The sequence below is a fragment of the Psychrobacillus sp. FSL K6-1415 genome (assembly GCF_038003185.1).
GTDB lineage: Bacteria > Bacillota > Bacilli > Bacillales_A > Planococcaceae > Psychrobacillus > Psychrobacillus psychrodurans.
In genome coordinates this window covers 2733877-2759025 of the sequence record NZ_JBBOOQ010000001.1, presented here as the reverse complement: position 1 = coordinate 2759025, position 25149 = coordinate 2733877, and the positions used below count along the sequence as shown (strand labels likewise).

The window sequence follows — 25149 nt, the reverse complement described above, 5'->3', positions numbered from 1 at the left end:
TAATATCTTCCCATTATAGAAAGGAATGTACTATGAGAAAAACTAAAATAGTTTGTACAATTGGACCCGCAAGTGAATCGGAAGAAATGTTAGAGAAATTAATTAATGCTGGTATGAATGTTGCCAGATTGAATTTCTCACATGGAAATCACGAAGAACATTCTGCAAGAATTCAAACAATCCGTAAAGTTTCTAAAAAGATAGGTAAAGTTGTTGGGATTTTATTGGATACAAAAGGCCCGGAAATTCGCACACATAAAATGGAAAATGGTGCTATTGAGCTTCAATCTGGTCAGACAATTGAAATTTCGATGACAGAAGTGTTAGGTACATTAGAACGCTTCTCTATTTCCTATGACAAACTAATTGAAGATGTTCACGAAGGTTCTGTTATTTTATTGGATGATGGACTAATTGAGTTAATCGTTAAAAAAATTGATAAAGAAAATGGAATAATTTCCACTTATATTCAAAATGCAGGAACGTTAAAGAACAATAAAGGTGTAAATGTACCAGGAGTATCAGTGCAATTACCTGGCATGACAGAAAAAGATGCTCAGGATATCCTTTTTGGTATTGAGCAGGACATAGATTTTGTTGCTGCATCTTTCGTTCGCCGAGCTTCAGATGTGTTAGAAATCCGTAAATTATTAGAAGAAAATAATGGAGAACATATTCAAATTATTCCTAAAATCGAAAACCAAGAAGGCGTAGATAATATTGATGAAATTATTCAAGTATCTGACGGTCTAATGGTTGCTCGGGGTGATTTAGGCGTAGAAATTCCAGCAGAAGAGGTACCTTTAGTTCAAAAGAAACTAATTACTAAATGCAACGAAGCTGGAAAACCTGTTATTACAGCTACTCAAATGCTCGATTCTATGCAACGTAATCCTAGACCTACTCGCGCAGAAGCAAGTGACGTCGCAAATGCTATATTTGATGGTACAGATGCCATTATGCTTTCTGGAGAAACAGCTGCAGGACTTTATCCGTTAGAGGCTGTTCAAACGATGGATAAAATTGCTCGTCGTACAGAAAATGCAGTCGATTATCGTGAAAATGTAACGAAGATCAGTAAAGCACGTGATGTGAACTTAACTGATGCTATTGGTCAAGCTGTTGCTCATACAGCGATTAACTTAAAGGTAAAAGCAGTTATTGCACCTACTGAAAGTGGATATACTGCAAAAATGATTGCTAAATTTAGACCTGGTGTTCCGATTATTGCTGTGACTTCATCTGCTACCCCATCTAGAAAACTAACATTAGTTTGGGGAGTATATCCAATTGTTGGCAAAAAAGCTCACTCAACAGATGAAATTTTGGAAGTAGCTGTGGAGGAAAGTATTCTTCACCACTACGTAACTCATGGTGATTTAGTTGTGATTACAGCTGGTGTACCTGTTGGAGAAGCGGGCACAACAAACTTGATGAAGGTTCATATTATTGGAGACTTAGTTGCAAGAGGACAAGGTATTGGTAAGAATACTGCATTCGGAAAAGCAATAGTTGTAAATAATGCGGAAGAATTAGCCGGACAAGATACAACGGATAGCATTATTGTAACTTTAGGGTCTGACCGAGATATGGTCCCGAGTATTGAAAAATGCAGAGGTTTAATCACCGAAGAGGGTGGTTTAACTAGCCATGCTGCAGTAGTTGGACTTAGCTTAGGAGTGCCGGTTATTGTAGGTGTTAAAGATGCAACAACACTTATAAAAAATGGTCAAGAACTAACGATAGATGCCGAAAGTGGTTTTATCTATCATGGACACGCTAGTATTATTTAATAGAATGCCTCACCTTAAAAGGTGGGGCTTTTATTGAATGAAAATCAGGTATAAGTGTATTAAGATCTATCCAAAAATACTACTGATTTCCGTTTCAGGCGGACGCTTTCCGCGGGCGAGGCAGAGCCTCCTCGTTCGCTACGCTACCTGCGGGGTCTCGACTTTCTCGCTTATCCCGCTGGAGTCACCGCCTTTCACTACAATCAATTAAGAGAGTAGTATCTAACAATAAGATTTTGCATAGCCTATCGCATGGATGATAATAATAGTCAAAGTTAATATAGTGATAAAACTGTATGTTAACTAAGTGATACTATTCCGTAATGAAGGATGAAGAAAATAGATTTTTTTTTTATACTAGTGGAAAAAAAGAAAAATAGTAAGTGTTTCTCCAATAAGAAGCGAAATAGCGAACGAAATTGTATCTTCGTGCGCTTCCTCTATGAATCGGAAAGCATCTTTTCTCTAGTTATCCAAAAACGCACTTACCTGTTTCTAAGAGTTGTAGGAGGGTGATGGACAGACAGAAGAAATAAGATTACCGAAAAAAGTGATGCTGGTTGTGACGGACGTCACAACCAGCATCACTAAAAATTCACTCGGTAATAATATAGCAACACGTCTGTCCAATGCGCTTCGAAAACGATAGAAACAGGTTTTGAACTTAAAAGATGCCCTGCGCATTTATTATAGGAAGGTGAAATGATGAAATGGATTATTGGTTTGTTTATTTTAATCCCAGCGGTTGAATTATATATTCTTATGCTATCGGGTAAAACTATTGGAGTAGGAAATACATTTTTATTGATCATCGCAAGTGGTATAATTGGTGGCTATTTGGCAAAAAGACAGGGCCTAAAAGCGTTTAGAGAAGTATCAGATAGCGTCAAAAACTATCAAGCGCCAGGCGAAGCTGCGATTAATGGTATTAGTATATTTATGGGAGCTATTCTAGTAGTTCTCCCAGGATTTATCTCAGATATTTTTGGCTTCATGCTTTTATTTGCCCCAACTAGAAACTTATTTAAACCACTTGTTTATAGATGGATACGCAAAAAAATGAAAAACGGCCAAGTTATTGTGATGAAGTCTTCGTGAAACTTTCCCATTTATGGGCAAATAGATAAATAAATGGACTAAACAAAATTCCTATAAATCCAAAGATTAAAATGGCTGCCGCGCTCAAATAAAAGACGTGGACGGCCTTTATTTGTGTCGTAGAAGACCAGAGTACAGATTCGACGATATGTCTTGTCAATTGAACGAAAAGGTATAAAAGTAAGACAATTGTACCTACCATCTGCATTTCCATTAAAAAAAAGTAAATGCACAAAGGTATCAATATTAAGCCAGTACCTAAAAAAGGAACACTATCGACTAAAGAAATTAGAAACGCATATTTAATAGGATTATGTAAACCTAATATTGAGAAACCAATAGAAATTAATATAAACGTTAAAATAAATAACTTAAATTCTACATGAATAAACTGATTTATAATTGTTGAGGATTTAAGTAATGCTCTATGGCAAAGGTTTCGCATTTTTTTCGGGAAATAAACTAGAAACCATTCCCGATCCTTTATAGATTCGATTAATGAAAAAAATAATCCAATACTAAATAAGAATATCTCAAAAAAGTAAGAGGGTAAATGAGTTACATTTAGTAATAAATCATTCAATAGCTTATTTAGTAATGTTTGAAATTTACCTTCAAACATCGTAAAAATGGGGTGATTTTGTATTTCCATTACAGGTAGTAAAACGACATGTTCATGGATGAAAGGAATTAAATCAATTAATGTTTGAATAAGAAAAAATAATATCATTAAAAAACTCGATAAAATTAAAATTACAGTTAGTAAGACACTTATAAATACTGGAATTTTAAATTTTTTATGTAAAAAATTAGTGACAGGAAATAGAAAATAACCTCCAATTATTGCTAAAGTAAGGGGGTAAGCAACAAATGATATTAGTATAATTATTCCAAATGGAACCCATTGTGATAAAAAATCTTTTTTATTTAATTGTAGAGTAATCAAATTCATCCAATCTTTTCAATTAATTAGGAGATTTAAAGATATTTTTCAATAAACTTAAGCGTTTTCATTCACAAAAACGCCAAAATTGATTATACTGTATAAGTAAGCAATGCTAAAAACATTAATATATACATATAATTCTTCTGATTTAGTGTAGATTTAGTCAGAAGTCTTATGTTGTGAAGGGGAGACTTTGATATGACAACAACTAAAGGTTTAGAAGGAATTGTAGCGGCAGAAACGTCCATCAGTTCAATCATCGATGATACACTTACATACGTTGGATATGATATTGATGATTTAGCTAACAATGCGAGCTTTGAAGAAGTAGTTTACTTGCTTTGGCATAAACGTCTTCCAAACGCAGCTGAGCTAGCTGAATTGAAACAACAATTAGCTGACAACATGGCTGTACCACAAGAAGTTTTGAATCATTTCAAAACATTCCCAATCAATGATGTACATCCAATGACTGCCCTTAGAACAACAGTTTCTATGCTTGCATTATATGATGATGCTGCAGAAGATATGTCCGATGAGGCAAATTACTTAAAAGCAATTAAATTACAAGCAAAAATCCCGACATTAGTAACAGCTTTCTCACGTGTCCGTAAAGGACTAGAACCTGTAGCACCTAAAACAGATCTAGGTTATGCTGCTAACTTCTTGTACATGCTACATGGAAAATTACCAGAAGACATAGAAATAGAAGCGTTTGACAAAGCACTTGTTTTACACGCAGATCATGAATTGAATGCTTCGACATTCACTGCTCGCGTATGTGTAGCAACTCTTTCAGACATCTATTCTGGTGTGGTCGCAGCTATTGGAGCTTTAAAAGGACCTCTTCATGGTGGAGCAAACGAGCAAGTTATGAAAATGTTAACAGAAATTGATACACTTGATAATGTTGACGCTTATATTAACGAAAAATTAGAAAACAAAGTAAAAATTATGGGATTTGGTCACCGTGTCTATAGAAAAGGAGATCCGCGTGCAAAGCATTTACGTGAAATGTCTAAAAAATTGACTACACTTAATGGTGAATCCAAATTATATGATATGTCTATTCGTATTGATGAAATAGTTACGGGACAAAAGAATCTACCTCCAAATGTAGATTTCTATTCTGCGTCTGTATACCATTCTTTAAAAATCGATCATGATTTATTTACACCAATCTTTGCAGTATCACGTGTATCTGGTTGGAGCGCACATATTCTTGAGCAATATGCAAATAATCGTTTAATCCGTCCACGTGCAGAATATGTAGGACCTGGAATGCAAAAATATATTCCAATTGAAGAAAGATAGTATTAGTATTATCTTATAAGATAGGGCTTAAACACATTTGTGTTTACTGCCCTATGATTATGATAGTAGGAGGAATAACAAATGACAACAGGCAAAATTACAGTAGAAAACGGCGTACTTAACGTACCAAACACAGCGGTAATTCCTTTCATTGAGGGAGACGGAACGGGTCCAGATATTTGGGCTGCAGCATCACGTGTATTAGAAGCTTCGGTAGAAAAAGCTTATAATGGTGAAAAGAAAATTGAATGGAAAGAAGTTCTTGCTGGTCAAAAAGCATTCGATAAAACTGGCGAGTGGTTACCTCAAGAAACTTTAGATGTTATTAATGAGTATCTAATTGCTATTAAAGGACCTTTAACTACACCAATCGGTGGAGGAATTCGTTCGTTAAACGTAGCATTACGTCAAGAGCTTGATCTATATACTTGCCTACGTCCAGTTCGTTATTTCACTGGTGTTCCATCTCCAGTTAAACGTCCAGAAGATACTGACATGGTTATTTTCCGTGAAAACACTGAAGATATATACGCTGGTATTGAGTATGCTAAAGGTACAGATAATGCAAAAAAACTAATCGAATTCTTACAAACTGAATTCGGAGTGACAAATATTCGTTTCCCAGAAACTTCAGGTATCGGTATTAAACCAATTTCTGAGGAAGGTACTAAACGTTTAGTACGTGCTGCTATTAACTATATTATCAAAGAAGGTCGTACTTCTTTAACATTAGTTCATAAAGGGAATATCATGAAATTCACAGAAGGTGCTTTCAAAACTTGGGGCTACGAAGTAGCAGAACAAGAATTTGGGGATAAAGTATTCACTTGGAATCAATATGATAAAATTAAAGAAGAACAAGGAACAGAAGCTGCTGACAAAGCACAAGCTGATGCACTTGCAGCTGGTAAAATCCTTGTGAAAGATTCAATTGCTGATATCTTCTTACAACAAATTTTAACTCGTCCAAAAGAGTTTGATGTAGTTGCTACAATGAACCTTAATGGAGATTACATTTCTGATGCACTTGCTGCACAAGTTGGTGGTATCGGTATTGCTCCAGGAGCTAATATTAACTATGTAACTGGACATGCTATTTTCGAAGCTACTCATGGTACAGCTCCTAAATATGCTGGTCTTGACAAAGTTAACCCATCTTCTGTTATCCTTTCAGGAGTATTAATGCTAGAGCATTTAGGTTGGAACGAGGCTGCGAAACTTATCATGGATTCAATGGAGAAATCTATTGCTTCTAAAGTGGTAACTTATGATTTTGCTCGTTTAATGGATGGTGCGACTGAAGTTAAATGTTCTGAGTTCGCTGATGAACTTATTAAAAACATGTAATATTAAAATGAGATTTGGTTTTTAAGGAAGGGAATTTTCCCTTCCTTTTCTTTAATAGACAAGAATATATAAAAATGTACCGTGAACACGGGATTCGAATAATGTTACTGATTTCCGTTCCAGGTGTGCGCTTTATAGAACAGGCCTTTTTAGCACGGTTCTACTAATAAACATAAAAGGAGAGTTTTCTAATGACATTGAAAAGAAGTAAAATATCAGTAATCGGTGGCGGATTTACAGGTGCTACAACAGCTTTTCTACTTGCTCAAAAAGAACTTGGTGATGTTGTATTAGTAGACATTCCACAGGCAGAAAATGCTACAAAAGGTAAGGCTTTGGATATGTCGCAAGCCGGACCAGTTCAAGGTTTTGACGCTAATATCATTGGTACTTCTAATTATGAAGAGACGAAAGACTCGGATTTAGTTATTATCACTGCTGGTATTGCACGTAAACCTGGCATGAGCCGTGACGATTTAGTTCAAACAAACCAAAAAGTTATGAAATCTGTTACATCTGAAATCGTTAAGTATTCTCCAAATACAACAATATTAGTATTAACAAACCCTGTTGATGCGATGACTTATACAGTTTATAAAGAATCAGGCTTACCAAAAGAACGCGTAATCGGCCAATCTGGTGTACTTGATACTGCACGTTTCCGTACATTTGTTGCAAAAGAATTAAACCTATCTGTTAAAGATGTAACTGGTTTTGTTCTGGGAGGACATGGTGACGATATGGTGCCATTAGTAAGATATTCTTATGCCGGCGGGATTCCATTAGAAAAACTAATTGACGCTGCTCGTTTAGATGAAATTGTAGACCGTACTCGTAAAGGTGGAGCTGAAATCGTTAACCTTTTAGGCAATGGTTCTGCTTACTATGCTCCAGCTGCTTCTTTAGTGGAAATGGCTGAAGCAATTCTGAAAGACCAAAAACGTGTATTACCATCTATTGCATATTTAGAGGGTGAATATGGTATGGATGGAATTTACCTTGGTGTTCCAACAGTGCTTGGTGCTGGTGGTATCGAAAAGATTATCGAACTTGAATTAACAGAAGATGAAAAAGCATTATTAAACAAATCTGCAGATGCAGTCAAAGCTGTTATGAAAGTTTTAGCTTAACTATAATACTGGTATCAATCGAGTGGGGAAACCTACTCGATTTTTTTAATAAGAAAATACTTAAAAGCTGACAATTCACTTGGATAAACAGGTTGTTACCAAACCATGTGATGCACATAACTTTTGCCCCTTTTTGTGACTATAGCTTATAGTTAGGATAATAGAATTAGTTTTAGTTAATATAGTATGAAAATTAATAACACTAAAAACTCACCTTTTAATCATAGAGGAAAATGCTAGTCCAAAACCCTTAGAGAACAACGGAAACTGGTGATGAACTAAAATTTCTGTGTATGTCTTTTGCTAGTGATATTATTATGAAAAAAAGGGCTAACTAAGGATGGTTAAAAGATAGCCCAACTGGAACAGGTCCTATCATCACCTTGCACTTTGTGTAGGTTTATTGTTAATATAGAATTAGCTATTTGTAAGGGGGAGCAGCTATTGTTATTAGGGAAAACTCGAAAAATAGGGAGACATATACAGGATATAGAGATAGGTGAGAAATTAACACTTACAGAAAAAATAGAGGACAAAGACTTGCTTCTATATCTTGGACTAACCAATGATAACAATCCTTTATATATTCAACATGATTTTGCGGCTAAGACTCAATATGAAAAACCTATCGTACCGTCGATTATGTTAACGGGTATTATAACATCTGCTATCTCAAAATACTTGCCGGGTCCGGGATCACATATAACAAAACAATATATTAGTTTTCCAACACCTACTTACCATTACTCAATACTAGAATTTACATTTGAAATAAAGGAAATAATAGAACAATCAAATAATATAATAATTTCAGTAATAGCTCAAAATGACCAAAATGAAATTGTTGTGGATGGCGAATTTCATGTAACGCCTCCTATTCTAGAGAAACAATAAGATTATAGCTTAATGGATTTGGAATGGGGGTTTCAAATCAACCTTGGAGGCAAAAAAATGAGAAAAGTATTAGTTGTGGATGATGAAAGCTCGATTGTAACTTTATTAAAATATAATCTTGAGGAAGCTGGTTTTGAAGTCATCACAGCAAGTGATGGTTTAGAAGGGCTTAATAAAGCATTAGAAGAAAAGCCAGAGGTTATTGTACTGGATTGGATGCTACCGCATATGGATGGCATGGAAGTCTGTAAAGAACTTCGTTTAAAGAAAGTGCAAATACCTATTATAATGTTAACTGCAAAAGATGAAGAATTCGATAAGGTATTAGGACTCGAATTAGGTGCAGATGATTATATGACCAAGCCTTTTAGCCCGAGAGAGGTAACTGCAAGGGTAAAAGCAATGATTCGTCGTTCTAGTCTATCTACAGAGCATAAGCAAGAAAAAACCATAGAAGAGATGTATACTTTTGGGCCGTTACAAGTGTTTCCAGAACGTTTTGAAGTACTTTTAAACAATGAAGTCATTGAGTTTACTCCAAAAGAATTTGAATTACTTGTGTATTTAATAGAAAACAAAAATAGAGTGTTAACACGTGATCAGCTTTTAAGTGCTGTATGGAACTATGATTTTGCGGGAGATACTCGTATAGTAGATGTCCATATTAGTCATTTACGTGATAAAATTGAAGAGAATAGTAGAAAGCCTAATTTCATCAAAACAATTAGAGGATTAGGATACAAGTTTGAGGAGCCTAAGAGCTAATGAAATCATTTCATTCCAAACTTTTTAGAACTTATTCTATTATGATAGGGTTAATATTAGCTTGTCTAGGACTAATACTTGGACAGCTTTTTCCTATTTACGCCAAAAATTCTTCTGAAAAAGTCATAAACACACAGATAGAGGAAGTATCTAAAGATTTAGCCGCAACAGGACTAACTGTAGATGAACAGAGGGATATTAGGGATAAGCTAGCTTCTTCTTTTTCACGAGCGGATTTGATTGATTCCCATTCCTTATGGTTATTCTTATTCATCATTTTAGGTATAACATTTCTGGTTGCACTTTTTTTAGGGACAAGTATTTTCAAAAAGTTTGCTCAGCCAATCGAACATTTAACAGAAACCGCTATGGAATTAGCAAGAGGTAATTATCGGATTCGTGCGTTTGAAGATGAATTTTCTGGAATGTCCAAGCTGAGTAACTCTATTAATATACTTGCACGAAATTTGCATGATATATCCGTCATGAGAGAAACTGAAAAAGAACGTTTGAAAACGTTAATCGAGAATATGGGCAGTGCACTTATTATGATTGATCGTAACGGATATATCACCATTGTGAATCGTGCATTTCTTAAACAGCTTGATATTTCGTTCAAAGACGTTGATGGAAAGTTGTTTAATAAAATTGGTCTTCCAAAGAAGATTGAAATGTTCATTGATCAATTATTTTTAACAGAGGCATCTAATCGGGAACAAATATCTCTAAAGAAAAACATACATACTTATTACATGGATGCTTACGGTGCACCAGTTATCGGTGAACATGGAAAATGGCTTGGTATAGTGGTTGTCATGCATGAAATTACGGAGCTTGTGAAATTGGAGCAGGTCAGAAAAGATTTTGTAGCAAATGTATCTCACGAATTGAAGACACCTGTTACAAGTATTAAAGGATTTTCAGAAACATTATTATATGGCGCATATAAAAACGAAGAAACTTTACTTTCTTTCCTTGAAATAATTCACAAGGAAAGTAATAGACTTCAAATGCTGATCAATGATTTATTAGATCTTTCAAAAGTGGAGCAGGTTGGGTATGAAGTGGACTTACAAAAGGTCAACTTATTAGATGTTGTTGAGCGAAGTAAAGAAATGACTAGTCATATAGTAGAGGAAAAGAATATGCGCCTCGAGACGATATATGATGAATCGGTCTTTGTATTAGGGGATTTAAATCGTTTAATCCAAATAACGATGAATTTATTGATGAATGCACTAACTTACTCCCCTGAAAATAAAACCGTGACTATATCTATCAGTCAAAACGAAAAATGTGGAATATTCCGTATCCAAGATGAAGGGATAGGAATAGCAAAAGAAGAGCTTAACCGAGTATTTGAGCGTTTTTACCGAGTGGACAGAGCTAGAAGTAGAAACTCTGGAGGAACCGGTCTAGGTCTAGCAATTGTTAAACATCTAGTGGAAGCGCATCACGGCTTGTTAGAAGTAGAAAGTGAAGTAGGAAAAGGTACTGTCTTTACTGTATCAATTCCACTTGTTAAAAGTTAACGGAGGTCTTTATGAATAACCAACCTTTTATCCCTATAATTATTGGGACAGATATGAATGCTTATAATATGGCGATTTCTTTTCATGAGGAATACAATATTAAGCCGATATTAGTAGGTAAAGAAGAAATGTCCTTTACCAAATGGAGTAGCGTGATTGAACATATAGAAATTCAACCAAATTTATGGGATAAATCTTCTTTTGTTCAAGTTCTTTCTGAAGTAGCACAAAAATATAAAACGCAAGACAAACAATTGCTTCTAATAGGAACAAATGACTTTTATGTACGATTAATAATTGAAAATGCAGTTGCACTAAAGAAAATGTATGTTTTTAACTATATGTCAGAAGAACTAATGAACAATCTACTTGTGAAATCGAATTTCTATAAGCTTTGTGAAGAGCATGGAATAGATGCACCTAAGACATATTATTATTCATGTGCAAAAAAAGCAGCATTTACCGAAGATGTACTTTTCCCTCTAATTATAAAACCAAGCAATGGTGTTATGTATTACAAAAACAAGTTTCCAGGACAACAAAAAGTTTATCGTGTAGAGTCTAAAGCAGAACTTGATGATATTATTAACAAAGTAAATGCTAGTGGATATACAGAAGACTTAATCATTCAGGATTATATTCCTGGGGATGATACGTATATGTGGGATTCAGTATTTTATATGAATTCAAAAGGACAAGCACAACTTAGTACACTTGCACAAGTGGTTCTTCAAGAGCATACTGTTACTGCAATTGGTAACTATACTGCGCTAATTACCCGATATAATGAGGAGCTAATGAAAAAACTTCAACACTTTTTAGAAGCTGTAGGTTACGTAGGTTTTGCAAACTTCGACTTAAAGTTTGATGAGCGAGATGGGAAGTTTAAAGTGTTTGAGGTAAACATTAGACAGGGGAGATCTAGTTACTATACAACAGCTCTTGGACATAATATGGCTAGATATTTTGTAGATGATGTTATTTATCAAAAGGAAAAACCACTTACTCTATTGAATGAGCATTATTTGTTTACCGTAGTGCCTAAAATAGTGCTAAGGAACTTTGTTGAAAATGAAGAGATTCGAGAAGAAGTAAGTGGACTTTTGAAATCGGGTAAATGGGGAAATCCACTCTTTTACAAAAAGGACAAGCATTTTACTCGTAAATTATTTTTGATTGCTCGTCAGTTTAATTATTATAAAAAATACAAAAACAATAATTGGTAAGGAAATATTTACAAAGTATTAACGGGAGATTTACAATTGTTTGTTATATTTAATTAGACCCCTTTTCCAAACGATTTACCTAAAAAAGCTAGCTTTTGCTAGCTTTTTTTATTTATATAGGGAGAATGAAAAATGAATACTTAGTTTACAGGACATTTAAGAATGAATAATACTACTGGTTTCCGTTTCAGGTGGATGCTTTCCGCGGGCTTGACGAAATTACTCTTTACATAAAAAACGGGGTAAAAGATACCCGATCCTCTAAAAACAAAATGTAGATATGCTGTTGATTTTCGCTACGAGCGGACGCTTTCCGTGGGCACGGCTTCAGCCGCTTCCCTCGCGATGCTCAGTCCAGGGTCTTCAGCTCGCGCTGTTCCCACTGGAGTCGCCGCTGCGCTCCATTCAACTAGTTTCACTTTATATAAACGAACAATTGTATATAAAACCTTCTAAATATACATGTTTTATCTTCAAATAAGTGAAAATGAGACTCAGATAAAAGAAACAAGAATGTATAAGTATCTACTTTTCCAACTAAACCCTAAAAGTTTACTTAATATGCTCTTCATAGAAAACATGTATGAGATAACCAATTCTATTATTTTTGAAACCAACTACTAAGTTAAACCGTAAAAGGAAGTATACATAAAAAGGAGGAAATAATATGAGTACGAAAAGGTTACTAACTATTATTGCCATGAGTGTAATTGGAATTATATTAATATCGGCTGTTTTTACATCTTGGTATACAGTAGATGAATCGGAACAAGCAATCGTCATCACATTTGGTGAAGCAAGTGAACCAATAGTGGATTCGGGTTTAAAATTTAAGATGCCTTGGCCAATTCAATCAGTAGAAAAACTCTCCAAAGAAACATTTAGTCTGAAATTCGGTTATAGCCAAACTGCAGATGGAGAAATCGAATCATTTGATAAGGATACTAAAATGATTACAGGGGACGACAATATTGTGTTAACTGATTTAGTCGTTCAATGGAAAATAACAGACCCTAAATCTTATTTATTTAATGCTGAAAACCCACAAGAGTTACTTCATGATGCAACCTCTGCTTCTATTCGTTCCGTTATTGGGAATTCCAAAATAGATGATGCCCTTACTTCAGGAAAAGCACAAATTGAGAGTGACACAAATGATCTATTACGCTCTTTAATAGAGAAGTATGATATAGGAATCACTGTATTAACAGTAAAGCTGCAAGATGTAGAGCTTCCAAATGCAGAAGTTAGATCTGCGTTTACTGCAGTAACGGATGCCGAGGAGACTAAGAATACAAAAGTAAATCAGGCAGAAAAATACAAGAATCAGAAGTTAAGTGAAGCAATTGGTGAAAAGGATGCAATCATTTCAAATGCAAATGGGTATAAAACTGCTCGTATAGAACAGGCAAAAGGAGACGTAGCACTTTTTGATAAGCTATATGCAGAATACCAAAATAATAAAGAGATTACGAAACAGCGTTTAGTAATGGAAACTTTAGATGCCGTACTACCAAATGCTAATTTATATATTATGAATGATGATGGTGGAACGATGAAGTATCTCCCTCTACAATCGTTAGAAGCAAGTAAACAAACGACTCCACCAGCAACTACGACTACTGAAACAGAGGCAGAAAAAGAAGAAGGGAGCGGAAAATAATGGCTGATAACAAAAATCCATTCTCCAATTTAGAAGCGAAATTTAAAACAGTTGAAAACAAGGCAAGTAACTCTCCTAAAGAGAAAAAACCAGTAGATTACAAAAAATATACAAAGCCATTTATTGCAATTTTCCTAGTTTTTGTCTTGTTCATCATCGCCCTTGCGAATATCTTTGTGGTCAAAGAGGGAGAGTTTAAAGTAATTCGTCAGTTTGGAGAAATCAAAGATGTTAAAGATACACCTGGGATTCATATGAAAATACCATTTGTTCAGACTGTAACTACAGTACCTAAATATCAAATGAATTATAAATTATCTGAGGCAGAAATAAATACAAAAGATAAACGTCGAATTATTATTGATAATTATGCAGTGTGGAGAGTAGTAAATGTTAAGGAAATGATTTCTAGTGCAGGTACATTAGTTGGAGCAGGTTCTCGTATGGAAGAATTTATCTATTCGGTCGTTCGTTCTGAGCTTGGTCAATTAAATTATAATGAGATTATTAACGATGAAAATTCCTCAAGAGGAAGCTTAAATGATCAAATAACTAGTCATGTAAATGAATTATTGAAAAAAGATAATTACGGTATTGAAGTAATAGACGTTCGTATTAAACGGACAGATCTTCCTCAAGAAAATGAGCAATCTGTGTACAATGAGATGATTTCTGAAAGACAAAGTATTGCTCAAAAATTCCTTTCTACCGGTGATGCAGATAAACGAAGAATTGAAGCTGAAACAGACCGTGAAGTTCGTGAAATGTTGGCAACTGCCAATAAAGATGCATCTATTATAGCGGCTGAAGGGGATGCAGAGGCAGCAAAAATTTATAACCAAAGTTTTTCTAAGGATCCAGAGTTCTATTCACTTTACAGAACTTTAGAATCGTATAAGAAAACAATTGGAGATGAAACGATGATAATCATCCCGTCAGATTCTCCGTATGCGAATATTCTATCAGGTTACTTAGAATAGTATATGAATCGTCATTCCCCTTACTGTCATGGTAAGATATAGGGAATGACGGTTTTTATTATTAAGGAGTGAATGTATTTGGCGACCGAAAAAATCCTATTATTAGATGGCAACAGTTTGGCTTACCGAGCTTTTTTTGCCCTACCCTTATTAACGAATGAACATGGTGTACATACAAATGCAGCGTATGGCTTTACAATGATGCTACAAAAAATTATGGAAGAAGAAAATCCAACTCATATGTTAGTGGCTTTTGACGCCGGAAAAACAACTTTCCGTCATTCTACATTTGGCGAATATAAAGGTGGAAGACAAAAAACTCCGCCAGAGCTTTCAGAACAATTTCCATATATACGTAAGTTGATCGATGCTTATGGTATTAAGCGTTATGAACTGGAAATGTACGAGGCGGACGACATTATTGGTACTTTAAGTAAGCAAGCAGATGAAAAAGGTCAACAAGTCGTAATTGTTTCTGGAGATAAAGATTTAACACAATTAGCTACTGATAATACAACAGTATATATCACGAGAAAAGGTATTACCGATATTGAAAAATACACACCTGAGCATATTCAAGAAAAGTATGGTTTAAGTCCTTTACAGATTATTGATATGAAAGGCTTAATGGGGGATGCTTCCGATAATATACCCGGAGTACCTGGTGTCGGAGAAAAGACAGCTATTAAGCTTTTAAAAGAACATGGTTCGGTAGAGGATTTATATAAGGCACTTGATAAAGTGAGTGGTGTTAAGCTAAAGGAAAAACTTGTTGCTAATGAAGAACAGGCAATTATGAGTAAGGCGCTAGCTACGATAGAAATAGCAGCACCAATCCAAGTCTCAATTGAGGATATTTCTTATAATGGTCCAAATATGGAAGACGTAATTGAAGTTTGGAAGGAACTATCCTTTAAAACACTTTTGGAGAAATCTGAATATGTTTCTGAAGATCCAGAAACGACAGAGGTGGAATTCCAAATTGTTGAAGAAATAGACTCTACTGTATTAGATAAAGTGATGGCAGTCCATTTGGAAATGTATGATGTTCAATACCATACAAGCGAATTATTAGGCATTGCTTTATCGGATGGAGAAAAAGGTTACTTTGCTCCCGCAGAGATTGCTTTTCAATCTAAGGATTTTTGTTCGTGGTTAGAGAATGATACAAATAAAAAGTATTTAGCAGATTCCAAAGCAACACAAGCAGTGAGCAGAAAACACAATGTTAATGTTCAAGGAGTTGAATTTGACCTGCTCCTAGCAGCGTATATAGTAAATCCAGCTATTTCGTCAGAGGATGTTGCAGCTATTGCGAAAGAATTTGGTTACTTTAACTTGTTGGCAAACGATACTGTTTACGGAAAAGGTGCCAAAAAAACTCCTCCTGAAATCGAGAAAATTGCAGAACATGCAGTTAGAAAAGCAAGGGCAATATGGGACTTAAAAGAAAAGTTAGAAGTGAAGCTTGAAGAAAATGAACAGTACGAGTTGTATAAAGAAATAGAGCTACCTCTTGCATCTATCCTAGGCACGATGGAATCCGATGGTGTTTTAGTGGATAAACAAATACTTGTAGAAATGGGTCATGAACTCAATATTAAATTACAGGTGATTGAACAAGACATTTATACACTAGCGGGAGAAACATTCAATATTAATTCTCCTAAACAATTAGGCGTAATACTATTTGAAAAAATTGGACTTACACCTATTAAAAAGACTAAAACAGGTTATTCAACCGCAGCGGATGTTCTTGAAAAACTAGCAAATGAACATGAAATAATTGAACAAATTCTACTATATCGTCAATTAGGTAAGCTCAATTCGACATATATTGAAGGATTGTTAAAAGAGATTCACAAAGATGATGGGAAAATTCATACTCGTTATCAACAAGCGCTAACTTCAACAGGGCGTTTAAGTTCTATAAATCCGAACCTGCAGAATATACCAGTACGTTTGGAGGAAGGTAGAAAAATACGAAAAGCCTTTGTTCCTTCTCAACCCGGATGGGTAATGTTCGCTGCGGATTACTCTCAGATTGAATTACGTGTTCTTGCGCATATGTCTAAGGATGAAAACTTAGTAGATGCTTTTAATAATGATTTAGATATCCATACTAAAACGGCTATGGATGTCTTCCATGTGGAACAGGAAGATGTGACATCCGATATGCGTCGTGCTGCCAAGGCGGTTAACTTTGGTATTGTGTATGGTATTAGTGATTATGGTTTATCGCAAAATCTAGATATTACTAGAAAAGAAGCAGCGAAATTTATCGAGAATTATTTAAATAGCTTCCCTGGAGTAAAGGAATATATGGACGATATTGTTCATGATGCAAAACAATCAGGATATGTTACTACAATCCTTAATAGAAGAAGGTATTTACCGGAAATAACGAGTTCAAATTTTAATCTAAGAAGCTTTGCAGAACGAACGGCGATGAATACACCAATTCAAGGAAGTGCTGCAGATATTATTAAAAAAGCGATGATTGATATGGCAGCTCGATTAAAAGTAGAAAATATGCAAACTAAAATGTTATTACAAGTACATGATGAGTTAATTTTCGAGGCACCTCCAGAGGAGATTGCATTATTAGAAAAAATAGTACCAGAAGTAATGGAAAATGCTATTAAGCTGATTGTACCTTTGAAAGTGGATTATGCCTTTGGTTCATCGTGGTATGACACGAAGTAGGGGGTTACTTGTATGCCAGAATTACCAGAAGTAGAGGGCGTATTACGCGCCCTTCAACCAATTGTAAGTGGAAAGACTATTAAGTCAGTTGATGTTTCGGAAACCATTTATAATTCAAAAGCAAATGGTAAAGAAGCTATTATTAAAGGGTTAGATGTAGATCAGTTTTGTTTAGCTTTACCTGGCACAAAGATTGACCATCTAGAAAGAAGGTCCAAATATATTTATTTTCATCTTCTAAAGGATGGCCTCCCTTATATGCTAGTATCGCATTTGGGAATGTCGGGAGCATGGTTTTCTGTGAAAAGTTTGCATGAGATTACAGAAGAAAAATTTAGAAAGCATGCGCATGTTACTCTTTACTTTGAAGAGGGTGACATGCTAGTCTATGCGGATATCCGAAGATTTGGCGAATTGCGATTCTTAGAAACAGAAGCGGACTACCCTCCTTTATTATTAATGGCACCTGAGCCTTTTGATCAACATGCATTAGATCATTTTCTGCATATGAGCGCATTACCCAAATATGAGAATAAAGCAATAAAAGAATTTATCATGGATGGTCATGTCGTGTCTGGCTGCGGAAATATTTATGCGACTGAAGCGTTATTTCGTATGAAAATACATCCGGCAAGGACAGTAAAACGAATTAGTAGAGAGCGAAAAATTCAATTATTTCAAGAAATAGTAATTGTTTTGCTTGATAGTATTGAAAACGGAGGTAGTACGATTTCAGATTATCGCACTATTAACGGTGGAGCAGGAAATATGCAAAATAGACTTCAAATGTATGGCAAAAAGGAATGTGGGGACTGTGGTACGAAAACGAAACAAAAAACAATCGGTGGTCGTACATCTACCTACTGTCCAACATGTCAAAAATAAGGGAGCAACTAGATGATAATTGGATTAACAGGAAGTATCGCTAGTGGGAAAAGCACCGTTGCAAATATGTTAAAGGAAATGGGCTTTCCCATTATAGATGCAGACCTTGTCGCGCGAATAGTAGTTGAAAAAGGAACTGCTACGCTTGAAATGATTAAAGAAACTTTTGGTTCGGGGGTTATCCAAGAGGATGGATCCTTAAATCGGGAAGAACTTGGTGAAATTATTTTCACAACCCCTTCTAAACGTAAGTTATTAAATGATATTATACATCCTGCTATCCGTGCGGAAATGTTAGCCCAAAAGGGGCATCTTGTGCAACAGGGACATCCAGTCATTATTATGGATATACCGCTGCTTTTTGAAAGTAGATTGCAATCCTTTGTGGATAAAATTCTTGTTGTGACAGTAACGGAACAAACCCAATTGGAAAGATTGATGTCACGGAATAGGTTTACACAGGAGGAAGCCAAATTACGTATTCAATCCCAATTACCTTTATCAGTAAAAGAAAAAGGAGCAGATGCGGTCATTTATAACAATGGAACAATAGAAGAAACTAAACAACAATTAATAAAAATATTAGCTATTTGGGAATAATAAAACTGGAAATTACACGCAAATAGTAAGTATTTACTCTATAAAGTATAAGAGGAGCGCCAGAAGTTAAATATTCTGGTGCTTTTTTGAAAAGATTAAAAGTATATAAAGATGTCCTGTGAACACTTGATTCATGGGACTTAAAAGAAATGATTACCCACTGATTTCCGTTTCAGGTGGGGTTCAAAGGCTAAGAGAACCACAAAGTGTGGCAACGCCTTCGTGACCTACATCCTGTTGGCCTCCGTGGGGTGATCGATGAGCTATCACCGTCGCCACCTTACACTCCAATCAATATAGAGTGTAGTTCTCCACTCTGGAGATAGAGAAAAGCATATCGCTGAGATAATAAGAGTAATCAAAATTATTATAGGGATAAAAATCGTCTGCCGATTAGGTATACTACTTTATAATGAAAGAAGCAAGTGGATTTTCTTTATCTGAGGCCGTTTCATCCTTACTTATTTTAAGATAAAATACGTATATTTATATGATTTTATATCCAATTATTCGATTATATAAAGCGGAAATCAACGGCATAACTATGTCTTAATTAAGTAAATAACTGTATGTCCAAAGACCTTCCAAAAATCGGTGGTTACAGGTTCTTTCTTTGTTCCTTAGCTCTACTGAACCAATGAAAAGTTATTTGAAAATATCGACTTTATCATTCTGTATATTTGGGGCTACACAATACGTAAAATGTGTTATACTAATTCAAGGTTAAAAAACAATAAGTATCACATAGTTACAGGAGGACTTTTCATATGGCAGTTTCAATTGCGATTAATGGTTTTGGACGTATTGGACGTATGGTTTTTCGTCAAGCAATAGCACAAGAGGATTTAAATGTGGTAGCGATAAATGCGAGATACCCGTTAGAGACATTGGCACATCTTATTAAATATGATTCTACACATGGTACTTTCACTGGAGATATTTCACTAGAAGAAAACGCTCTAATTGTAAATGGCCAACGAGTTCAAATTGTGGATGATCGTGATCCAGCAAAATTACCATGGAAAGAGCTAAACGTGGATATTGTTATTGAATCCACTGGTAAATTTAATGATGGTGAAAAAGCTAAAGCACATATTGAAGCTGGTGCAAAGAAAGTGATAATAACTGCTCCTGCAAAAAATGAAGATGCAACTATAGTTATGGGAGTAAACGATGATAAGTTAGATTTATCGATTCACCATATAATTTCGAATGCAAGCTGTACAACAAACTGCTTAGCACCTGTAGTGAAGGTATTGAATGACACATTTGGTATTGAAAATGGGTTAATGACAACCGTTCATGCATATACAAACGATCAAAATAATCTAGATAATCCACATAAGGATTTACGTCGTGCACGTGCCTGTGGTCAATCAATCATTCCTACCTCAACAGGAGCTGCAAAAGCACTTACACTTGTATTGCCAGAGCTTCAAGGGAAGATTCATGGTATGGCATTACGTGTACCAACTCCAAATGTCTCTTTAGTAGACTTAGTGGTGGATTTGCAAAAAGATGTTACTTCAGAAGAAGTTAATGAGGCTTTCCTTAAAGCATCTGAAGGTACAATGCAAGGTATATTGGGTATTACGATGGAACCTCTAGTATCCATCGACTTTAACACTACAACTCTGTCTACAACGGTGGATGGTTTAACTACTATGGTGATTGGTGACCGTAAAGTAAAAGTTCTTGCTTGGTATGATAATGAGTGGGGTTACTCTGCTAGAGTAGTTGACCTTACTAAAAAAGTAGCTTTATCTCTATAATTATCCAAACCTCTTTCTAGCGATTAGAAAGAGGTTAATTATTTCTTGCATATTTCAATAAAACAACATATAATGAGAATCGTGTTACTTTACTTGTACACCGACTACTTAAAGGGTTAGGACCTCTTTGGACTAACTTTCCCCCGTGGTAGTCAACTTTGAGGTTAAAAATAAAACTTATCAAAGGGGGAAACGGACATTGGAAACAATGGGACGTCACATTATTGCAGAACTATGGGAGTGCGATTTCGACAAACTTAACGATATGCAATTTATCGAGCAAACATTTGTTGATGCTGCACTAAAATCTGGTGCAGAGGTCAGAGAAGTTGCATTTCACAAATTTGCGCCACAAGGTGTAAGTGGAGTCGTTATTATTTCCGAATCGCATTTAACGATTCACAGCTTTCCAGAGCACGGTTATGCAAGCATTGATGTGTATACATGTGGTGATTTAGATCCATCAATCGCAGCTAACTATATAGCAGATGCTCTTAATGCTGGAACACGCGAAACGTTAGAAATGCCACGTGGTATGGGACCAGTTAAAAAGCCTGCATCACGATTGACAGTTCAAGCGTAATAGATTTATACCTGACTGAGTGAGCAGAGGAAGAGATTCCTCTGCTTTTTCGATTTTACCCGAAAATATTGTTATAATAGATACATAAAACTACTGTGAAGAATTAGGAGAGATCTATATGAGATGCCCAACTTGTCAATACAATGGCACAAAAGTTGTCGATTCTCGTCCTGTGGATGACAATAAGGCAATCAGGAGAAGAAGAGAATGCGAAGATTGTGGATTTCGTTTTACTACGTTTGAAAAAGTAGAAGAGACACCATTAATCGTTGTAAAAAAAGATGGTTCCAGAGAAGAGTTTAGTCGTGAAAAAGTGTTACGAGGGCTAATTCGTGCATGTGAAAAAAGACCAGTTGCATTAGAACAACTAGAAAATATTGTTTTCTCTATTGAAAAAGAATTACGAAGAATGGGTAATGCAGAAGTGAAATCGGAAGACGTCGGTGAAATTGTAATGGACAAACTTGCAGAAGTAGATGAGGTAGCTTATGTCCGCTTTGCTTCTGTTTACCGCCAATTTAAAGATATAAATGTATTTATCGATGAGTTAAAGGAAATTTTAAAGAAAAATCCTTCATTATAAATTGAAGTATCATTTTGTGAAACAGCGCTCTATATTTTAATATATTCTAAAGGGGAGTAGATACAATTGTCGATGTTATATAAAGAGCTACAGCCAGCAGATTTGTATATGATTCGCTTACCATATTCTTTATCAGATTATGATCGGCAATTGCTAACTTTGTTTTATCAGCCGTTAGTTGGAGCAGAAAGTATTAGCTTGTATTTAACACTTTGGGCAGAAGGAGAACAAAAAAGCAGTGAGAGATGGTCGCATTACCAACTGATGAATGTTCTCGGGATGCCTATAGGTAAAGTTTTTCAAGCTCGTCTTGCTCTTGAGGCAATTGGTCTTCTACGTACATGGAAAAAAACGATGGATGAAGGGAATATATTCCATTATGATCTTTCGGCACCATTAGATGCAGAGTCATTTTTAAAAGATCCATTACTATCCATGTTTTTGCTAAATAAAGTTGGTGAAAATGCTTTTAAACAATTACGTAATCGTTTTATTCAAAACTCCAATTGGAATGATGGTTTTAATGACGTCTCTAGAACATTTATGGATGTATTTAAACCATCCTCCAAAATGGATAATTCTCTATCTTACGATGACACTTTCGTATCGAAGGAAAGGAAATCAGCTGTTCCATTTTATTATGATCAATTTGATTTTTCATTACTTCAAGAGGGACTTTCTGAGCAATTAGTACCTAAATCAGCGATGACAATAGAAGCGAGAGAAGTAATTGCAAAACTCGCCTTTTTATATAAATTAAGTCCAGTGGAAATGCAAAAAGTAGTTATTCTTGCGTTAGATGATGAATTACATCTTTCAGAAGCTAGATTAAAAAAAGCATGTTCGGATTATTACAAACTTACTGTTTCCAAAGTTGCGCCTGTAATAGAGAAGATTGAAAAACAAGTTGTATCTTTGGAATCCGCTCAACCCTTAACGAAGGAAGGTGAGTTAATCCATTATTTAGAAACAACGCCACCGGTGTCAGTATTAAAGGATATCGCAAACGGAAAAGAGCCAATTCTCGCGGATGTTCAGTTAGCTAATCATTTTGTAACTCACTTCAAAATGCCGATCGGAGTTGTTAATGTTTTGTTACAATATGTATTATTGCGTACAGACATGAAACTCACGAAAAATTATGCGGAGAAAATTGCTTCTCATTGGATGCGGAAAGATGTCAAAACAGCCAAAGAAGCGATGGAGCTTGCTAGGAACGAACACGAACAGTATGTAAAATGGAAAAATGAAGGCTCTCCACAAAAAACATATACAAAAAAGCCGACGCGCGAGGAAAAAGTGCCTGATTGGTTTTATAAGAAAGATGGAGAAACAAAGAAATCATCAGGTAAAACTACGAATGGTATTCAAAATATCGATGAAGAACGTCAAAAATTATTAGCAGAGTTAGGCATGTTGAAAAGGTAGGTGACAAGTATGGAACGTATTAATGAAACCCTCAAGAGAGTTGTATCACCTGAATTTACTACTCGACTAAACGATATGAAAAAGGAAGTCTTAGAAGACGCTAGAGTGCAGAAGTTTCTGGAGGAAAACGCCTCAGATATCAATAAGGAGATAGTCGATCGTAGTTTGAGTAAGCTATATGAATTTATATCTCAATCACATGATTGTGGCTCTTGTCCAACGTTAGATCAATGTCAGAATTACATGAAAGGGTATGAGCCTAAACTAGTCCTTGATCGAAACTTGATAGATAATGATTTTATTCGCTGCAAACGGGGTATTATTGAAGACGAGCGTAAGAAAGTTATTTCTATGATTGACAGTATTCATATGCCTAAAGAAGTTATGGAAGCTAGTCTTGCAGGAGTAGATTTAGAGGATGGCAGTAGAGTTGTTGCAGTACGTGCAGCTAAAGACTTTCTTAACGAATGGGAACGTACAAAAGTACTTCCAGTAAAAGGCTTATATATCCATGGCAAGTTTGGAGTAGGGAAGTCGTACTTGCTAGGTGCTCTTGCAAATGAGTTAGCGGCAAGACATATTCATTCTGTAGTTGTATATGTACCTGAATTTTTAAGGGAAATGAAACAAGCAATTCAAGATCAGTCATTAGCAGAGAAGATTGAATTCGTTAAACGTGCTCCGGTTTTGATGCTAGACGATATTGGGGCAGAAATTATGTCTAGCTGGACCAGGGACGAAATTTTAGGGACAATTTTGCATTATAGAATGTCAGAGCAGCTACCGACTTTCATGTCCTCTAACTTCAACTATGATGAGTTGCAGCATCATTTATCCTTTACGCAGCGCGGTGAAAAGGAAGTTGTAAAAGCTGGACGAATCATGGAACGAATTCGAGCTCTTACGACACCAATTGCGCTACAAGGGAAAAACTGGAGGGAAAGTTAAAGGATAAGAGAGAACTTTCACGAAAAAAATGAATTTCAACTTGCAAATGGATTTTCAGTGACGTATAATCATTTCCATAAGAATAAGTAAATGCAATGAAGAGGACAACAATCAGTTTGTACGACTTTGAAGAGAGAGAAGCCATGGCTGTAAGCTTCTTAAGTATCGGCAATCGATTTACCACCTCCGAGCAGTAATTGTGAATTAATATAGCAATTACCGGTCACCGGCCCGTTAGCCGATGCAAAGCTTCGTCTATTTCATTTCTATTGGATAGACAGAAGAAGGGTGGAACCACGACTTGAACCTCGTCCCTTTTTAGGGATGGGGTTTTTTTATTGTTTTTTAAATGTCTAGCTCCAGCGCCCGGTCCCTCGAGGTCGCTTCAGTCCCTTGGTTGAAAGCGAAAAGAATGCTTTCAATTTGGCTTTCAGCGCTTGTTCGGGGCTAAAATAGGCGCTTGTGCTTTTCTAAAAGAATAAGAAAGTATATAAAAATGTACCGTGAACACTGGGTTCTTGAGATTTTTAGAATGAATAATCCTGTGATTTCCGTTACATGTGGACGCTTTCCGCGGGCGTTGCCTCAGCCTCCTCGCTGTGCTGCGGGGTCTTCGCCTAACGCTATTCCCGCTGGAGTCGCCACATTTCACTACAATCAACTAGTGTGTAGTACTCCATTATAAGATTTGGCAAAGCCTATCGCTTAGATGATAAGATTGGTCCAATTTTATTTAGTGAAAACATCATCTGTGATCGCTGTTGAATTAGAAATGCTGTTATTCAATGATAGATGTAGACAGTAAAATTTCTTTGTACTAGAGTTCATTTCAACATTACTTATTTCCAAATAAACTATGAAATAGTAAGTACTATTGACTTCAATTATTCTTTTACTTCAAGTGGACATGGTTGATTGGAGAGCAGGGCGGCGACTCCAGTGGGTATAGCGCGAGC

At 35.7% G+C, this 25149-nt stretch carries 20 protein-coding genes and 1 other annotated feature; of the genes, 19 read left to right on the top strand and 1 reads right to left on the bottom strand.

Going from position 1 to position 25149, the window contains the following annotated elements:
* Positions 1-32: 32 nt before the first annotated feature.
* Both pyk and MKY60_RS13050 read left to right on the top strand, forming a co-directional pair.
* The gene (gene pyk, locus MKY60_RS13055) at positions 33-1793 is read left to right on the top strand and encodes a pyruvate kinase (RefSeq protein WP_090564240.1); all 1761 of its coding nucleotides are present in this window, start codon (positions 33-35) and stop codon (positions 1791-1793) included.
* Between the two features lie 702 nt (positions 1794-2495).
* Positions 2496-2891: an FxsA family protein gene (locus tag MKY60_RS13050; protein WP_340930124.1), complete on the top strand. Its 396-nt coding sequence runs from the start codon at positions 2496-2498 to the stop codon at positions 2889-2891.
* Here MKY60_RS13050 and MKY60_RS13045 read toward each other — a convergent pair.
* Positions 2869-3837: an AI-2E family transporter gene (locus tag MKY60_RS13045; protein WP_340930122.1), complete on the bottom strand. Its 969-nt coding sequence runs from the start codon at positions 3835-3837 to the stop codon at positions 2869-2871. The two genes, MKY60_RS13050 and MKY60_RS13045, sit on opposite strands and share 23 nt — an antisense overlap.
* 198 nt (positions 3838-4035) lie before the next feature.
* Here MKY60_RS13045 and citZ point away from each other — a divergent pair, with 198 nt between their 5' ends.
* The 17 genes from citZ (at position 4036) to dnaI (ending at position 24193) form a co-directional block, all read left to right on the top strand.
* Positions 4036-5151: a citrate synthase gene (gene citZ, locus MKY60_RS13040; RefSeq protein ID WP_090564234.1), complete on the top strand. Its 1116-nt coding sequence runs from the start codon at positions 4036-4038 to the stop codon at positions 5149-5151.
* A gap of 81 nt (positions 5152-5232) precedes the next feature.
* Positions 5233-6498 (top strand): NADP-dependent isocitrate dehydrogenase, encoded by a 1266-nt coding sequence (gene icd, locus MKY60_RS13035; protein ID WP_340930121.1) that lies wholly within the window; start codon positions 5233-5235, stop codon positions 6496-6498.
* A 191-nt stretch (positions 6499-6689) separates the two neighbouring features.
* Positions 6690-7628: a malate dehydrogenase gene (gene mdh / locus MKY60_RS13030; protein WP_340930118.1), complete on the top strand. Its 939-nt coding sequence runs from the start codon at positions 6690-6692 to the stop codon at positions 7626-7628.
* A gap of 444 nt (positions 7629-8072) precedes the next feature.
* Complete coding sequence (locus MKY60_RS13025) at positions 8073-8522, top strand: MaoC/PaaZ C-terminal domain-containing protein (RefSeq protein ID WP_340930116.1); 450 nt, start codon at positions 8073-8075, stop codon at positions 8520-8522.
* Between the two features lie 57 nt (positions 8523-8579).
* Positions 8580-9287, top strand: a complete 708-nt coding sequence (locus tag MKY60_RS13020) for a response regulator transcription factor (RefSeq protein WP_090564225.1) — start codon at positions 8580-8582, stop codon at positions 9285-9287.
* A complete protein-coding gene (gene pnpS, locus MKY60_RS13015) occupies positions 9287-10819 on the top strand; it encodes a two-component system histidine kinase PnpS (protein ID WP_340930114.1) in 1533 nt (510 codons plus the stop codon). The genes MKY60_RS13020 and pnpS overlap by 1 nt, the downstream gene beginning before the upstream one ends.
* Positions 10820-10830: 11 nt before the next feature.
* Positions 10831-12045, top strand: a complete 1215-nt coding sequence (locus MKY60_RS13010; protein ID WP_090564221.1) for a carboxylate--amine ligase — start codon at positions 10831-10833, stop codon at positions 12043-12045.
* Positions 12046-12712: 667 nt separating this feature from the next.
* Complete coding sequence (hflK, locus tag MKY60_RS13005) at positions 12713-13708, top strand: FtsH protease activity modulator HflK (protein ID WP_090564219.1); 996 nt, start codon at positions 12713-12715, stop codon at positions 13706-13708.
* Positions 13708-14688: a protease modulator HflC gene (hflC, locus tag MKY60_RS13000; protein ID WP_090564217.1), complete on the top strand. Its 981-nt coding sequence runs from the start codon at positions 13708-13710 to the stop codon at positions 14686-14688. The genes hflK and hflC overlap by 1 nt, the downstream gene beginning before the upstream one ends.
* Before the next feature lie 78 nt (positions 14689-14766).
* On the top strand, positions 14767-17394 hold the full coding sequence (polA, locus tag MKY60_RS12995) for a DNA polymerase I (RefSeq protein WP_340930112.1): 2628 nt from the start codon (positions 14767-14769) through the stop codon (positions 17392-17394).
* Between the two features lie 12 nt (positions 17395-17406).
* The gene (gene mutM / locus MKY60_RS12990) at positions 17407-18279 is read left to right on the top strand and encodes a bifunctional DNA-formamidopyrimidine glycosylase/DNA-(apurinic or apyrimidinic site) lyase (RefSeq protein WP_340930109.1); all 873 of its coding nucleotides are present in this window, start codon (positions 17407-17409) and stop codon (positions 18277-18279) included.
* Positions 18280-18291: 12 nt separating this feature from the next.
* Positions 18292-18879, top strand: coding sequence for a dephospho-CoA kinase (gene coaE / locus MKY60_RS12985; RefSeq protein ID WP_340930107.1), 588 nt, complete (start codon positions 18292-18294; stop codon positions 18877-18879).
* A 767-nt stretch (positions 18880-19646) separates the two neighbouring features.
* The gene (locus MKY60_RS12980; RefSeq protein ID WP_090564209.1) at positions 19647-20651 is read left to right on the top strand and encodes a glyceraldehyde-3-phosphate dehydrogenase; all 1005 of its coding nucleotides are present in this window, start codon (positions 19647-19649) and stop codon (positions 20649-20651) included.
* Between the two features lie 199 nt (positions 20652-20850).
* Entirely contained in the window at positions 20851-21234 is a 384-nt protein-coding gene (gene speD / locus MKY60_RS12975) for an adenosylmethionine decarboxylase (RefSeq protein WP_090564207.1), read from the top strand.
* Positions 21235-21352: 118 nt separating this feature from the next.
* Positions 21353-21817, top strand: a complete 465-nt coding sequence (gene nrdR / locus MKY60_RS12970; RefSeq protein ID WP_090564205.1) for a transcriptional regulator NrdR — start codon at positions 21353-21355, stop codon at positions 21815-21817.
* Between the two features lie 72 nt (positions 21818-21889).
* Positions 21890-23245, top strand: coding sequence for a replication initiation and membrane attachment family protein (locus MKY60_RS12965; protein WP_340931096.1), 1356 nt, complete (start codon positions 21890-21892; stop codon positions 23243-23245).
* Positions 23246-23254: 9 nt separating this feature from the next.
* Positions 23255-24193: a primosomal protein DnaI gene (dnaI, locus tag MKY60_RS12960; protein ID WP_340930106.1), complete on the top strand. Its 939-nt coding sequence runs from the start codon at positions 23255-23257 to the stop codon at positions 24191-24193.
* 86 nt (positions 24194-24279) lie between these two features.
* Positions 24280-24512: a binding site (T-box leader), on the top strand.
* The last annotated feature ends 637 nt before the right edge of the window (positions 24513-25149 follow it).

Coding starts and splice junctions, on each gene's coding strand:
- pyk (WP_090564240.1), top strand. CDS start 33: ATGAGAAAAACTAAAATAGTTTGTACAATTGGACCCGCAAGTGAATCG.
- MKY60_RS13050 (WP_340930124.1), top strand. CDS start 2,496: ATGATGAAATGGATTATTGGTTTGTTTATTTTAATCCCAGCGGTTGAA.
- citZ (WP_090564234.1), top strand. CDS start 4,036: ATGACAACAACTAAAGGTTTAGAAGGAATTGTAGCGGCAGAAACGTCC.
- icd (WP_340930121.1), top strand. CDS start 5,233: ATGACAACAGGCAAAATTACAGTAGAAAACGGCGTACTTAACGTACCA.
- mdh (WP_340930118.1), top strand. CDS start 6,690: ATGACATTGAAAAGAAGTAAAATATCAGTAATCGGTGGCGGATTTACA.
- MKY60_RS13020 (WP_090564225.1), top strand. CDS start 8,580: ATGAGAAAAGTATTAGTTGTGGATGATGAAAGCTCGATTGTAACTTTA.
- pnpS (WP_340930114.1), top strand. CDS start 9,287: ATGAAATCATTTCATTCCAAACTTTTTAGAACTTATTCTATTATGATA.
- MKY60_RS13010 (WP_090564221.1), top strand. CDS start 10,831: ATGAATAACCAACCTTTTATCCCTATAATTATTGGGACAGATATGAAT.
- hflK (WP_090564219.1), top strand. CDS start 12,713: ATGAGTACGAAAAGGTTACTAACTATTATTGCCATGAGTGTAATTGGA.
- hflC (WP_090564217.1), top strand. CDS start 13,708: ATGGCTGATAACAAAAATCCATTCTCCAATTTAGAAGCGAAATTTAAA.
- mutM (WP_340930109.1), top strand. CDS start 17,407: ATGCCAGAATTACCAGAAGTAGAGGGCGTATTACGCGCCCTTCAACCA.
- coaE (WP_340930107.1), top strand. CDS start 18,292: ATGATAATTGGATTAACAGGAAGTATCGCTAGTGGGAAAAGCACCGTT.
- MKY60_RS12980 (WP_090564209.1), top strand. CDS start 19,647: ATGGCAGTTTCAATTGCGATTAATGGTTTTGGACGTATTGGACGTATG.
- nrdR (WP_090564205.1), top strand. CDS start 21,353: ATGAGATGCCCAACTTGTCAATACAATGGCACAAAAGTTGTCGATTCT.
- MKY60_RS12965 (WP_340931096.1), top strand. CDS start 21,890: ATGTTATATAAAGAGCTACAGCCAGCAGATTTGTATATGATTCGCTTA.
- dnaI (WP_340930106.1), top strand. CDS start 23,255: ATGGAACGTATTAATGAAACCCTCAAGAGAGTTGTATCACCTGAATTT.